13 protein-coding genes are annotated in these 12,675 nt (G+C 66.7%); 7 read left to right on the top strand and 6 right to left on the bottom strand.

What is annotated here, in order from left to right; genetic code table 11:
- The first annotated feature begins 58 nt into the window (after positions 1–58).
- The 5 genes from J2S45_RS03585 to J2S45_RS03565 all read left to right on the top strand — a co-directional run bounded on the left by J2S45_RS03585 (position 59) and on the right by J2S45_RS03565 (position 5,354).
- A complete protein-coding gene (locus J2S45_RS03585) occupies positions 59–1,537 on the top strand; it encodes an aminopeptidase P family protein (protein ID WP_307634567.1) in 1,479 nt (492 codons plus the stop codon).
- Between the two features lie 27 nt (positions 1,538–1,564).
- Positions 1,565–2,968 (top strand): magnesium transporter MgtE N-terminal domain-containing protein, encoded by a 1,404-nt coding sequence (locus J2S45_RS03580; RefSeq protein WP_307634566.1) that lies wholly within the window; start codon positions 1,565–1,567, stop codon positions 2,966–2,968.
- Positions 2,961–3,524, top strand: coding sequence for a DUF1003 domain-containing protein (locus tag J2S45_RS03575; RefSeq protein WP_270974707.1), 564 nt, complete (start codon positions 2,961–2,963; stop codon positions 3,522–3,524). The genes J2S45_RS03580 and J2S45_RS03575 overlap by 8 nt, the downstream gene beginning before the upstream one ends.
- 9 nt (positions 3,525–3,533) lie before the next feature.
- Positions 3,534–4,667, top strand: coding sequence for an Mrp/NBP35 family ATP-binding protein (locus J2S45_RS03570; protein ID WP_300048555.1), 1,134 nt, complete (start codon positions 3,534–3,536; stop codon positions 4,665–4,667).
- A 66-nt stretch (positions 4,668–4,733) separates the two neighbouring features.
- A complete protein-coding gene (locus J2S45_RS03565) occupies positions 4,734–5,354 on the top strand; it encodes an O-methyltransferase (protein ID WP_270974709.1) in 621 nt (206 codons plus the stop codon).
- Between the two features lie 11 nt (positions 5,355–5,365).
- On the opposite strand, the gene J2S45_RS03560 is transcribed toward J2S45_RS03565, so the two are convergent.
- Positions 5,366–5,536: a DUF3117 domain-containing protein gene (locus J2S45_RS03560; RefSeq protein WP_270974710.1), complete on the bottom strand. Its 171-nt coding sequence runs from the start codon at positions 5,534–5,536 to the stop codon at positions 5,366–5,368.
- Positions 5,537–5,675: 139 nt separating this feature from the next.
- The gene (locus tag J2S45_RS03555; RefSeq protein WP_307634565.1) at positions 5,676–6,437 is read right to left on the bottom strand and encodes an LOG family protein; all 762 of its coding nucleotides are present in this window, start codon (positions 6,435–6,437) and stop codon (positions 5,676–5,678) included.
- A 159-nt stretch (positions 6,438–6,596) separates the two neighbouring features.
- Between J2S45_RS03555 and J2S45_RS03550 the strand changes: the two genes are divergently transcribed.
- Together J2S45_RS03550 and J2S45_RS03545 are read left to right on the top strand one after the other, a co-directional pair.
- On the top strand, positions 6,597–7,406 hold the full coding sequence (locus J2S45_RS03550; protein ID WP_307634564.1) for a purine-nucleoside phosphorylase: 810 nt from the start codon (positions 6,597–6,599) through the stop codon (positions 7,404–7,406).
- Positions 7,403–9,085 carry a phospho-sugar mutase gene (locus tag J2S45_RS03545; protein WP_296932901.1) on the top strand — a complete coding sequence of 561 codons (1,683 nt, stop codon included), beginning with the start codon at positions 7,403–7,405 and terminating at the stop codon, positions 9,083–9,085. Before J2S45_RS03550 ends, J2S45_RS03545 begins: the two co-directional genes overlap by 4 nt.
- A 79-nt stretch (positions 9,086–9,164) precedes the next feature.
- On the opposite strand, the gene J2S45_RS03540 is transcribed toward J2S45_RS03545, so the two are convergent.
- The 4 genes from J2S45_RS03540 to J2S45_RS03525 form a co-directional block, all read right to left on the bottom strand.
- The gene (locus tag J2S45_RS03540) at positions 9,165–9,890 is read right to left on the bottom strand and encodes a hypothetical protein (protein WP_307634563.1); all 726 of its coding nucleotides are present in this window, start codon (positions 9,888–9,890) and stop codon (positions 9,165–9,167) included.
- Positions 9,891–10,022: 132 nt separating this feature from the next.
- The gene (gene deoC, locus J2S45_RS03535; RefSeq protein WP_270974715.1) at positions 10,023–10,676 is read right to left on the bottom strand and encodes a deoxyribose-phosphate aldolase; all 654 of its coding nucleotides are present in this window, start codon (positions 10,674–10,676) and stop codon (positions 10,023–10,025) included.
- A gap of 2 nt (positions 10,677–10,678) precedes the next feature.
- Entirely contained in the window at positions 10,679–11,392 is a 714-nt protein-coding gene (locus J2S45_RS03530; RefSeq protein ID WP_307634562.1) for a hypothetical protein, read from the bottom strand.
- Positions 11,389–12,675 carry a thymidine phosphorylase gene (locus tag J2S45_RS03525; RefSeq protein WP_307634561.1) on the bottom strand — a complete coding sequence of 429 codons (1,287 nt, stop codon included), beginning with the start codon at positions 12,673–12,675 and terminating at the stop codon, positions 11,389–11,391. The genes J2S45_RS03530 and J2S45_RS03525 overlap by 4 nt, the downstream gene beginning before the upstream one ends.

The raw sequence follows: 12,675 nt of genomic DNA, 5'->3' as shown, positions 1-12,675 counted from the left end.
CCCACGCGAAGAGCAAGCTCGGTTCAAGTTTGTCGGGGGCGCGTGGGATAATGGAAATATGACTAAGCAGACCAACGAAGAAAAAGCACACAACCGCACTCAACGCCCGCAGAGCCAGGCGTTTCGAGATTTCATCGGCGAGGATTGGGGCCCGCGCCCGGCGGGTCCGGCCCGCATGACGGTGGCCGACTACCTCCCAGAGCGCCACAAGCGTCTCTCGGAGCTCTTCCCGGGCGAACGCCTCGTGTTCCCGGCGGGCGACCTCACGGTCCGCTCGAATGACACGGACTACCGCTTCCGCGCCCACTCGGCCTTCGCCCACCTCACCGGCCTTGGCGGGGAGGATGAGCCCGGAGCGGTCCTCGTGCTCAACCCGGTCGAGGGCGGGCATGAGGCGGTCCTCTACTTCCACCCGCGCGCCTCGCGTTCGTCGGAGGAGTTCTACGCCGACTCCCGCCACGGCGAATTCTGGGTCGGGGCGCGCCTGAGCGCGCAGGAAATGGCGACGGCCACGGGCCTGAAGGTGGCCCACATTGATGAGATGAAGGACGCGATCTCGAAGGATCTGGGAGCGGTCCAGATCCGGGTGATCCCGCAGTCCGACGCCGCGGTGGAGGCGCTCGTGGCGGAGCTTCGCCAGCAAAACGGGCTGACTGAGGGCGCCGCGGAAGCGGACGCCCGCCTTGCCGAGGCCGCCGCGGAGATCCGCCTGACGAAGGACCCCTACGAGGTGGCGGAGATGCGCAAGGCGATCGCGGTCACCAAGTCGGGCTTCGAGGAGATGATCCGCGCGATGCCGCGCGCCGTGGAGCATTGGCGCGGCGAACGCGTCATCGAGGGCGCTTTCCAGGCCAAGGCACGCGAGGAGGGCAACGGACTGGGGTATGAGACAATCGCGGCGGCCGGCAACCACGCCAACACCTTGCACTGGATCACGAACGACGGGCGCCTGCGCGAGGGTGAACTCATCCTCATCGACGCCGGCGCGGAAGTCGATTCGCTCTACACCGCCGACATCACGCGCACCCTGCCCATCAACGGAAAGTTCACCGAGGCGCAGCGCGAGGTGTACGACGCCGTCCTCGAGGCCTGCGAGCGCGCCCTCGAGGTCGCCCAGGGCAAGGTTCAGTTCAAGGACATCCACGCGGCGGCGATGGAGGTCATCGCAAAGCACCTCGAAGAGTGGGGAATGCTGCCGGTACCTGCCGCGGACTCCCTCTCCCCCGACGCTCAGTACCACCGCCGTTGGATGCCGCATGGCACCTCCCACCACCTTGGCCTCGACGTTCACGATTGCGCGCAGGCCAAGCGCGAGCTCTACCAGGATTCCTACCTGGAGCCCGGGATGATCTTCACCATCGAGCCGGGCCTGTACTTCCGCGAGGACGACCTGAAGGTTCCCGAACGCTTCCGTGGCATCGGCGTGCGGATCGAGGACGACATCCTGGTCACCGACGACGGCGCGATCCGGCTCTCGGAGGACATCCCACGCACCGCGGACGCCGTGGAGGCATGGATGGCACGCCTTCAGCAGTGAAGCCCGCACCGTCGGAAAGGACAAAGGATGGCACTAGGCACCGGAACGCGAGTCTTTGTAGGACGCTTGGCTGGCACACCCGTTTATGATCCGATCGGCGACAGGGTGGGCAAGGTTCATGACGTCGTCGTGGTCTTCCGATTACGCGGAAACCCGTCGGCGGTTGGGCTGGTGGTTGACGTGACCGGAAAGAGGCGCGTGTTCATGCCGCTCACGCGCGTGACCTCGATCGCGAACGGCCAGGTCATCACCACCGGACTGCTCAACATCCGCCGCTTCGAGAAGCGCCCGTCGGAGACGATGGTGCTCGGCGAGGTCCTCGACCGCGAGGTCCAGTTCAACGACGGCTCGGGCAAAGCCGTCGTGGAGGACGTGGCGATCGAGCAGACGGGCAACCGCGAATGGCGGCTGACCTCGCTGTATGTGCGGATGTCGCGGGGCGGGCCGGAGGCGGGCAACACGAAGATCGTGCCCGTCGCCTCCGTCTCGGGCTTGCGTACGCGCGTGGCAAACCAGGCCGCCACCGCCCTCCTCGCCCAGATCAACGAGCTCAAGGCCCCCGACATCGCGGACCTCCTCTCCGACCTCCCTGATGACCGCATCATCGCCGTCTCTCGCCATATGCACGACGACCTACTGGCCGACGTGCTGGAGGAGATGTCGGATGCCGACCGCGTGACCATCATGAGCGCCCTCGAGGTCGAGCGCGCGGCCGACATCCTGGAGGAGATGGAGCCGGACGACGCCGCCGACCTCATCAACGAGCTGCCCCCAGCCCAGGCGGAGATACTGCTGTCCAAGATGGAGCCCGATGAGGCCCAGGACGTGCGGCGCCTCATGTCCTACGGGGAACGCACGGCCGGCGGTCTGATGACCACCGAGCCGATGATCCTCTCCCCCGACGCCCACATCTCCATGCTCCTCGCCGCTGCCCGCAGGGAGGACCTCGCCCCCGCTATCGCCAGCACGTGCTTTATCGTGCGCCCGCCCACGGAGACCCCCACGGGCCAGTACCTCGGCGTCGTCCATCTGCAGCGGGCGCTGCGTGAGCCGCCCTCGGAAATGGTCGGCTCGATCATTGATCAGGTGGAGATCCTCTCCCCCGACGACGGGATCGGCACCATCACCCGCCTGCTCGCCACCTACAACCTGACGATCCTGCCCGTGGTGGACAACGGGCTGCTGGTGGGAGCGGTCTCGGTCGACGACGTGCTCAACCACCTCATGCCCGAGGACTGGCGCGACGCGGATGAAGATCAGATCGATACCCGCATCGACGAACGTCACGTCGACGACCTGCTGGACGAATCCGAACCCGGCACTGCCGGCGAAGCTGAGATAGACGGTTGCGAGCGCGATGGGCGCGAGTCGGATCGCGACGTCGTCAACGAGTGCGAGAAGGCCGAGCATAGGGAGGGCCGCGATGCCTGAGAGTTTTGACCAGCCGTTGAGCAAGCGGCATCGCCGCTGGCGCACCTCCGTGGACTCGGAGGCTACCGGGGTGATCGCCGAACGGATCGCCCGCTTCACGGGAACCCCGAAGTTCATCATCTGGCTGACCATCTTCGTCGGACTGTGGCTGGTGTGGAACAGCGTCGCCCCCGAACGGCTGCGCTTCGATTCGGCGGCCCTCGGCTTCACCGCGCTGACCCTCATGCTCTCCCTGCAGGCCTCCTACGCCTCCCCCCTCATCCTGCTCGCACAGAACAGGCAGGACGAGCGTGACAGGGTCAGTGCCGAGCGGGACCGTCAGCACGCCATGCGCACCCTGTCCGACACCGAGTTCCTCATCCGGGAGATCGCCTCGCTGCGCATGTCCATGCAGGAGTTGGCCACCCGCGACTTCGTCCGTTCGGAGATGCGCGACCAGTTCGAATTGCGCGAGCAGGTCACCGCCCGCGACGCCGAACTCGCCGCCAAAGACGAAAAGATCGCCGAGCTTGAGGCGAGGTTAGCCCAGCTCGAAACTGGTGAAGGGCAAGGATAGGATACAGCCATGAGTTTACCGAGCATTGAAGATATTAAGGCCGAGCTCGCCAACGTCATCGACCCGGAGATCCGGCGCCCGATTACCGACCTGGGGATGGTGCGCTCCGTGGAGATCGACGAGGCCGGCAACGTCGTCGTCGGGATCGATCTGACGACGGCGGGGTGCCCGCTTCGGGATACGATCGCGCAGGACACCCAGAAGGTTGTGGGCGCGATGGCGGGCGTTGCGTCCGTGAGCGTGCGCATGGGCGTGATGGACGACGCCCAACGCGCCGAGTTGAAGAAGACGCTGCGCGGGGGCGAACCCGAGCGCGTTATCCCCTTCGCCCAGCCGGGCAACCTCACCCGCGTCTACGCGATCACCTCGGGCAAGGGCGGCGTGGGCAAGTCCTCCATGACCGTCAACCTCGCCGCCACGATGGCAAAGGCGGGGCTGAAGGTGGGCGTTGTCGACGCGGACATCTACGGATTCTCCATCCCGCAGATGATGGGCGTGACCCACCCGCCGCAGGTGGTGGACAACATGATCATCCCGCCGGTGGTCCACGACGTGAAGACGATCTCGATCGGTAACTTCATGTCCGAGAACGGCCCTGTGGTCTGGCGCGGCCCGATGTTGCACCGCGCGCTTGAGCAGTTCTTTGCCGACGTCTACTGGGGTGACCTTGACGTCCTCTTTATTGACCTCCCGCCCGGGACGGGCGACGTGGCGCTGTCGGTGTCCTCCCTCATCCCGACCTCCGAGATCGTCCTCGTCACCACCCCGCAGGTGGCGGCGGCCGACGTCGCGGAGCGTGCGGGCCTCATGGCCAAGCAGACCGACCAGCGGGTGGTGGGCATCATCGAGAACATGTCCTACCTGGCGATGCCCGACGGCTCACACATGGAGATCTTCGGCGCCGGCGGCGGCGAGGCCGTCTCTGCCCAGCTCTCGCGCAACCTCGGCTATCACGTGCCGCTTCTGGCGCAGATCCCGATCGAGCAGGACCTGCGCGAGGGCGGTGACTCAGGAACCCCGTTCGCGATCCAGCCCGGGCAGTCCCCGGCGCAGGAGGCAATCCGCGAGGTGGCCACGACGCTCGCCCATCGTGCCCGCGGGCTCGCCGGACGCCCGCTCGGTGTCAAGCCGGTCGGTAACTGATCGGGCGCGTGGCCGGCCTCGCGCCGGCCACGCGCGCTAAGATGATGCAAAAGAGAAAGGACGGACGTGGATAAGGCCCAGTCGTGGACGTACGCGGAGCACATTGTCGAAGAGTCGGATCTGGTGCTTCATGCGCGTCAGCAGGCGTCTGACTTGGGGCTGAAAGCGCTGTCGGCCGCCACGGGGCACTTCCTGACTGCGCTCGCCGCGATGGGCGTCAAGACTATCGCGGAGATCGGCACGGGAACGGGCGTCTCGGCGCTCTACCTCCTGGCCGCGTCCACGGACTCCGTGCTGACCTCCATCGACACGGACGCCGAGGCCCAGGCATACGCGCGGGAGAACTTCTCCGCGGCCCGCATCCGTCCCGGCCGCTACCGGCTCATCAACGGCCGTAGCGCCGACATGCTCCCCCGTCTCGCCTCGCGTTCCTACGACCTGGTACTCGTGGACGGCGATCCCCTCGAGGCCGCCGGCGACGTGTCCGAGGCGCTGCGGATGCTCCGCCCCGGCGGCACGCTCGTACTCGCCCACGCTCTTCACGACGACCGCGTGGCCGACCCGGCGCGCCGCGACGAGGCAACCGTCGCGTTGCGCAATCTCGGCCGGGAATTGATTGAGGCTGAAGACCTCGTCTCCAGCCTCAATCCCCTCGGTGACGGCGTGTTAGTCAGCGTTAAGCGCTAATGGTTGCCTCGTTAAAGCTCGAGGACCTTACCTAGGACCTCGTGGAGGGACTCGACCTCCTCGTCGCTCAGTTCGAGCACGAGGCGTCCGCCCCCTTCCAAAGGCATCCTCAGAGTCGTACCGTGGAGGTCACGCTCCGCCTCGAGCGGCCCATCTCCCGTTCTCGGTTTCATGGCTGCCATGGTCTACTCCTTCCGGGGCACGTTTGCGCCCAATGCTTATATTCTACGCGAATACTTGGGGCGCGTCAGGCCTTCACCTGTAGATTCACCGTCCGCCGGCCCGAGCCGTTAGCCCAGGTCGCTCGCCCGCACCTTGGTGTTACTTCTCGTTTGAGCGCTTTTCCTCGGCGAGGCGGTGGACGCCCTCGAGGACGGCGGCCACGGCCTCCTCAGCGGTGTCGACGACCACGAGGATCTTCTCGTGCCCCTCGGAGATGTAGCCGTCGGCGAGAAGACGGCCCTCGATCCAGTCAACGAGGCCCCTCCAGTACTCGCTGCCCACGAGCACGATGGGGAAGCATGAGACCTTGTTGGTCTGCACGAGGGTCAGCGCCTCGAAGAGTTCGTCCATGGTGCCATATCCGCCGGGCATGACGATGAAGCCGAGGGAGTACTTGACGAACATCATCTTGCGCACGAAGAAATAGCGAAAGTCGATGCCGATGTTGACGTACTGATTCATGCCCTGTTCGAAGGGTAGCTCGATGCCGAGCCCGACGGAGACACCGCCGGCCTCGTGCGCTCCCTTGTTGCCGGCCTCCATGATGCCCGGTCCGCCTCCGGTGATGATCCCGTAGCCGTGGGAGACGAGCTCGCGGGCGATCTGCTCGGCGAGGTGGTAGTAGCGGTCATCGGGCGAGGTGCGGGCGGAGCCGAAGATGGAGATCGCCGGCCCGAGGTCGGCGAGCGCGCCGAAGCCTTCCACGAATTCCGACTGGATGCGCATGATGCGCCAGGGCTCGGAGTGGATAAAGGAGGGATCCTGGAACGGGCGCAGCAGCCGCGCGTCGGTGGTGGTATCCGGAATGTGTTCGCCCCTGAGCATCACGGGGCCCTTGCGATAACGCTTCTTCTTAACCATACGGCAAGCGTACAGGCACCAGGTGAACAGCCGGTACACCCATCCGCGGATCGATGGCGGCGGAGGGCGCCGCCATTATGGCAAGCATCACCACCGAAATGCGCATATAATGCCATGGTTGCGGATCACAAGCCATGCTACTGCTGTAAAATATCCGCCATGGATTACATGGATTTGGCCCGCGAGGCGGCGGCGAAGATCGCCGACGTGACGGGCGTCGATAAACACGACATCGCTTTGACCCTTGGCTCGGGCTGGGGCGGGGCCGCTGACCTCATCGGTGAGGTCGTCGCCGAGGTTCCCGCCGAGGACATCCCGGGCTTTTCCAAGTCGGCAGTTGCCGGACACGGAGGAAAGCTCACCTCCATCCGCCTTAAGGGCGGCAAACACGCCCTCGTCCTGGGGGCCCGTACCCACTACTACGAGGGCAAGGGGGTACGTGCCGTCGCCCATGGCGTTCGCACTGCCGCTGCTGCCGGTGCGAAGGTCTGCATCCTGACCAACGGGTGCGGTTCCACCCGCGAGCAGGTCGGACCGGGCAGCGCCGTCCTCATTCGCGATCACATCAACCTCACCGCTACCTCCCCGCTTGAGGGCGCCAATTTCGTGGACCTCACGGACCTGTACTCCTCCCGCCTGCGCGGGATTGCCCACCAGATCGATCCGAACCTGGTGGAGGGCGTCTACGTCCAGTTCTCCGGCCCGCATTACGAAACTCCGGCGGAGGTGCGCATGGCGGCCACACTCGGCGGAGACCTCGTGGGCATGTCCACCGCACTCGAGGCGATCGCGGCACGCGAGATGGGGATGGAGATCCTCGGCATCTCGCTCGTGACGAATCTGGCCGCGGGCGTCGCAAGCGACAAGCTCAACCACGCCGAAGTGCTCGAGGCCGGCAAGGCCGCCGGACCGCGCATTTCCCGGCTTCTAGCGGACATCATTGAACGAATTGCGGAGGACCTCTCATGACCACCCACCTTTTTGACGACGTCGCGGCGTGGATTGGCGCCGACCCCTCGGCCGATGACCGCGCAGAGCTCGAAGCGCTCCTCGCCTCCGCCAAAGACGGTGACGCCGCCGCCACGGCCGAGCTCGAAGACCGCTTTTCCGGCACACTCCAGTTCGGCACCGCCGGCCTGCGCGGTGTCATGGAGGCAGGCCCGAACAGGATGAACGCCGCCGTCGTGCGCCGAGCTGCCGCCGGGCTGGTTGCATGGCTGAAGGAGACGGTCGCTGACGACTTCGTCGTCGTCATCGGCTACGACGCCCGCTACCACTCGGAGGAGTTCGCGCGTGACACCGCCGCGATCGTCACCGCCGCGGGCGGCACCGCCTACCTCATGCCCACCAAGCTCCCCACGCCGCTACTCGCCTACGCCGTACGCAAGTACGGCGCCGACGCCGGGGTCATGGTCACCGCCTCGCACAACCCGCCCAAGGACAACGGCTACAAGGTCTACCTCGGCGGGCGCGCCGCCAGCGCGAACGGCAACGGCGTGCAGATCATCCCACCGGTGGACTCGCAGATCGCGGCGGCGATCGCCGCCGCTCCGGCGGCCAACGAGGTCCCCATGTCTGAGGGCTGGAACGTCATCGACGACTCGATCGTGGCCGACTACGTGGCCGACACCCTCGCCCGCATCCCGGACGGACCGCGTGAGCTGAAGATCGTCTACACCGCCATGCACGGCGTGGGCAAGGGCCTCGTCCACCCGCTTCTCGCACGGGCGGGGTTCACCGACGTCGTCGACGTGCCATCGCAGATCGAACCCGACCCGGACTTCCCCACGGTCGCCTTCCCCAACCCTGAGGAGGCCGGCGCGCTGGACGAGGCCATCAAGGTGGCACAGGAGGTGGGGGCTGACATCATCATCGCCTCCGACCCCGACGCCGACCGTTGCTCGGCGGCAATCCCGACCCCGGGAGGGTGGCGCCAGCTCTCCGGCGACGAGATCGGCTCCATCCTCGGCGAGCAGGCGGGCGCCGCCGCGCGCGAGGCCGGAACCAAGGGCTCGCTGGCCTCCTCCATCGTCTCTTCCCAGATGCTCTCGAAGATCGCCGAGCACCACGGGCTCGACTACCACTCGACCTTGACGGGTTTCAAGTGGATCGCGCGCGCGGAGGACATCCTCTTCGGCTACGAGGAGGCCATCGGTTTTTGCTGCTTCCCGGACCTCGTCAAGGACAAGGACGGCGTCTCGGCGGCCCTCATGCTGGCCACCACGGCCGCGAAGATGAAGGCCGGCGGTCAGTCCCTCCAGGACGTCCTCGACGCTCTGGCAATCCGCCACGGCGTGTACCTCACCGCGCCGGTGACGGTCCGCGTGGAGGACCTGTCGATCATCCCGGCCACGATGGCGAAGCTGCGCAGCCAGCCTCCGACCGAGCTGCTCGGCCTGCCCGTCGCCTCCATCGAGGACCTGAGCGAGGGTAGCGACGACCTGCCACCCACGGACGCCCTGCGCATCCGTACCTGCGAGGGCGACCGTGTCATCGTCCGTCCCTCCGGCACTGAGCCCAAGGTCAAGTGCTACCTCGAGGTCATCGTGCCCGTCGCCGACGCCGCCTCGCTTCCCCAGGCGCGCGAGGCCGCCAGGGAGCGCATGGAGCGTTTCAAGGCCGACGTCTCCGCCATGCTCACGCTCTAGTCACGAGCACAATGGTGGGGCCCCGATTCGTCGGGGCCCCACCATATCGCTAGCCGGCCGGCCTCGGGCTACGTGTCGCCTACTTGGCGGCTTGCACGCTCGAGGTGATGGCCTCCGCGAGGGTTGAGACCCTGTCCGCGTCGGCGGCGGTCACGGTGACGAGGGCGTAGCCCCCGTTCGGGACGGGAACGAGGATGAATGCGCCGTGCACGGTGACCTCTCCCAAGGTCAGGGTGTAGCTCTCGATAGCGCCCTCGCCCAGAGGCGTCGTCGTCGTGGAGTAGACGTCGGCAGTGCCCTGGGCACTTTCGACCAGCTGCTTCAGGTCATCCTCGGTCGGAAGTGATGTGACCGGCAATACCTGCGCGTTGACGTTGAGGTTCTCGGTGACGGTGCCATCAGGCGTCAGCGCGGAGGCCATGAGGTCGAACTGAGCCATCTGCTTGAGGAAGTCCTCGGTGGTCATGTTCAGGCCGGCCGTGTACTGCTCGATCGCGTCCCGGAACTCCTCGCTGTTCGCGACGGCCGAGCTGTCAAGTTCGAACCATCCATCGGGGATGGCGAATGAGATGCCGTTCTTCGGCGCGGTGACCAGCTTGTAGCCGTCGGGGACGGAGGGTGCGACGGCGTCCGTCGACGGGGCGGCGCTGGCGCTATGATCGTCAGCCAAGGCAGAAACAGAGGCCGAGGCGCTTGGGCTTGGCGTGGCGGTGGTCGCAGAGTTGGAATTGTCGTTCCCGCACGCCGCGAGCGCGGTCAGGGCAAAGGCGGCGGCGGACAAGGTGGACACGAGTGACTTTTTCAAGGTGGTAGTCCTTTCTGTGCGTGACGGTTTTATCTTACGCCCCCGCCTCCCACGAACGCGATGTCTCGCACTTCCTTCCACAAGCACGTGGGGCCCGAACCAGCCGGCCCGGGCCCCGTCGTCGTTCTCGGTTTAGGAGGCAAAGCCCTCGATGACCGCGCGCGAGGAGGACAGGCCAAGACGGCTGGCACCCGCCTCGATCATGGCCTTCGCGGTCTCCGCGTCCCGAATGCCGCCGGAAGCCTTGACCCCGAGCTCCTCTCCCACCGTCTCGCGCATGAGCTTGACGGCGTGGGTGGAGGCGCCGCCCGCGGGGTGGAAACCCGTGGAGGTCTTGACGAAGTCGGCGCCGGCCTCGACCGCGCACTTGCATGCCTCGACGATCTCCTCGTCCGTGAGAACGGCCGACTCGATGATCACCTTGAGCAGGGAGTACGGGATGGCGTCGCGGACTACGGCGATGTCGTAGCCGAGCGAATCCCAGTCGTGCTCCTTGGCGTAGCCGATGTTGATGACCATGTCCACCTCATCGGCGCCGGCGGCCACCGCCCGGGCGGCTTCGGCGGCCTTGATCTCGGAGGCGACGGCCCCCGAGGGGAAGCCGACGACGACGCACAGCTTGAGCTCGCCCAGCTCGATCTGCGCCGGCAGCGGAAGCATGGACGGGGAGACGCACACCGAGTATGTGCCCAGCTCCTTGGCCTCCTCGATCAGCTTGGCGACGTCGTCGATCGTGGCCTCCGGCTTGAGCAGGGTGTGGTCGATCATCTTCGAAACTTCGGTCATGTTTACTCCTTCGTTGGTTGCGGAAGCACTGCCCACACAAGCCGTGTCCAGTGCCCAAAAGCGGGCAGCGGGGTTGAGCGCTGCGCCATGGAAAAAATGGGGACGCGATACACGGATCCCGACCCCGGGTCGTAGATGGATAGTTCAGGTGAGGTGTCGGCTGCGGGCATGACCAGCACGACGTGGCGGGGCACGGCCCGCGCAAGACCCTCGGCGAGCTCGCCCCCGGTGAAGAGCGGGATGGGTAGCCCCACACCTGCCGCGTGCCAGATCCACTGTAGGATCGCGTGCCCGCGCTCGGTGTCCGCATCGACGGGGGTGGCGGTGTAGCCGACGTCCCACCCGCCCTCACGAGCGATCGCCGTCAGCGCCTTGGCCACCTGCCACGGCGGGGAGCCGTAGGCGGCCGGCCATGTCAGCGGCCCGAGCGCGCCGCGCCGCAACTCGGCGTAGATCTCGGCCTCGGCGCCGGCGGGCCCCTCGAGCTCGATCCGCTCCCGCAGCGCCGAGTCGGAGAGCATGCGGGCCACGAGCACCACCATCGCTCCGCAGGTGCGACCCGTGGACTGGGTCAGTCGATGTCCACCCACCTCGAGCGGCACGCCCACGGCGTCGTCGGCGAACCAGTCCTCGGCCGTGAAATTCTCGGGCCAGGAGAACTGGATGGGGCTGACCACGGGGCGGGCGAGCCGCGCAAGGATGGTGGACAGGTTCACGACGAGATGCGGTCCAGGACGACGGACTCGCGCGGCGTGTACTCCCCGCCGATGACGATGCCGCCCTCAAGCGCCTCGAGCGCGCGCGGGATACGCGCCTCCTCGTCGGTCAAGAAGGTCATGAGCTTCTCGCCCTTCTTCACCGAGTCGCCCGGCTTCTTGTACAGCTCGATTCCCGCGGCCAGTTGGATCGGCTCCTCCTTGAAGGCGCGCCCGGCGCCGAGGCGCCATGATGCCACGCCCACGGCGAGCGCGTCGAGCGTGGTGAGCACGCCGTCCGCCTCGGCCAGCACGTCGTGAGAGTGCTTGGCCAGCGGGAGCGGGGCGTCCGGGTCGCCGTCCTGGGCGCGAATCATCTCGCGCCACTTGTCCATGGCTCGCCCATCCTTGAGGGCCTCTTCGATGTCCGCGTCCGGCTGCCCGGCGGCGGTGAGCATCTCCCGTGCGAGCGCGCAGGTCAGCTCGACGACGTCGGCCGGTCCGCCGCCCGCGAGCACCTCCACCGACTCTGCGACCTCGGGGGCGTTGCCCACCTTGAGGCCGAGCGGGGTGGACATGTCGGTCAGCAGCGCCGTGGTGACAACCCCGGCGTCGGTACCGAGGTCGACCATGGTGCGGGCTAGCTCCCTGGCCATGTCGAGGTCCTTCATGAAGGCGCCCGAGCCGACCTTGACATCAAGGACGAGCGAGTCTGTGCCCTCGGCGATCTTCTTCGACATGATCGAGGAAGCGATCAGCGGGATGCAGTCCACGGTCGCCGTCACGTCACGCAGGGCGTAGAGCTTCTTGTCGGCGGGCGCCAGGCCGGAGCCTGCCGCGCAGATAACCGCGCCGACGTCGGCGAGCTGGGCCATGATCTCCTCGTTGCTCAGCGCGGCGCGCCAGCCGGAGATGGCCTCGAGCTTGTCGAGCGTTCCTCCCGTGTGCCCAAGGCCCCGCCCGGACAGCTGCGGGACAGCCACACCGTAGACGGCCACGAGCGGAGCGAGCGGGAGGGTGATCTTGTCCCCCACGCCGCCGGTCGAATGCTTGTCAGCCGTCGGCTTACCGAGGGACTTGAAGTCCATCGTCTCGCCCGAGTCGATCATGGCTTGGGTCCACTGGGCGATCTCCTCGCGGTCCATCCCGTTGAGGAAGATCGCCATCGCCAGGGCGGCCATCTGCTCGTCGCCGACCACCCCACGGGTGTAGGCGTCGATCGTCCAGTTGATCTCCGCAAGCGTCAGCTTGTTCTTGTCGCGCTTGGCACGAATGATGTCCACGACATCAAACTGTTCCGTCAT

This window comes from Trueperella abortisuis (genome assembly GCF_030811095.1).
GTDB lineage: Bacteria > Actinomycetota > Actinomycetes > Actinomycetales > Actinomycetaceae > Trueperella > Trueperella abortisuis.
Note: the sequence above shows the minus strand (reverse complement) of the source record. Positions and strands in the feature narration are given on the sequence as shown.

What these genes read in the sequence shown, in the direction of transcription:
- J2S45_RS03585 (WP_307634567.1), top strand. Translation starts at nt 59, where the DNA reads ATGACTAAGCAGACCAACGAAGAAAAAGCACACAACCGCACTCAACGC.
- J2S45_RS03580 (WP_307634566.1), top strand. Translation starts at nt 1,565, where the DNA reads ATGGCACTAGGCACCGGAACGCGAGTCTTTGTAGGACGCTTGGCTGGC.
- J2S45_RS03575 (WP_270974707.1), top strand. Translation starts at nt 2,961, where the DNA reads ATGCCTGAGAGTTTTGACCAGCCGTTGAGCAAGCGGCATCGCCGCTGG.
- J2S45_RS03570 (WP_300048555.1), top strand. Translation starts at nt 3,534, where the DNA reads ATGAGTTTACCGAGCATTGAAGATATTAAGGCCGAGCTCGCCAACGTC.
- J2S45_RS03560 (WP_270974710.1), bottom strand. Translation starts at nt 5,536, where the DNA reads ATGGCAGCCATGAAACCGAGAACGGGAGATGGGCCGCTCGAGGCGGAG.
- J2S45_RS03555 (WP_307634565.1), bottom strand. Translation starts at nt 6,437, where the DNA reads ATGGTTAAGAAGAAGCGTTATCGCAAGGGCCCCGTGATGCTCAGGGGC.
- J2S45_RS03550 (WP_307634564.1), top strand. Translation starts at nt 6,597, where the DNA reads ATGGATTACATGGATTTGGCCCGCGAGGCGGCGGCGAAGATCGCCGAC.
- J2S45_RS03545 (WP_296932901.1), top strand. Translation starts at nt 7,403, where the DNA reads ATGACCACCCACCTTTTTGACGACGTCGCGGCGTGGATTGGCGCCGAC.
- deoC (WP_270974715.1), bottom strand. Translation starts at nt 10,676, where the DNA reads ATGACCGAAGTTTCGAAGATGATCGACCACACCCTGCTCAAGCCGGAG.
- J2S45_RS03525 (WP_307634561.1), bottom strand. Translation starts at nt 12,675, where the DNA reads ATGACGGAACAGTTTGATGTCGTGGACATCATTCGTGCCAAGCGCGAC.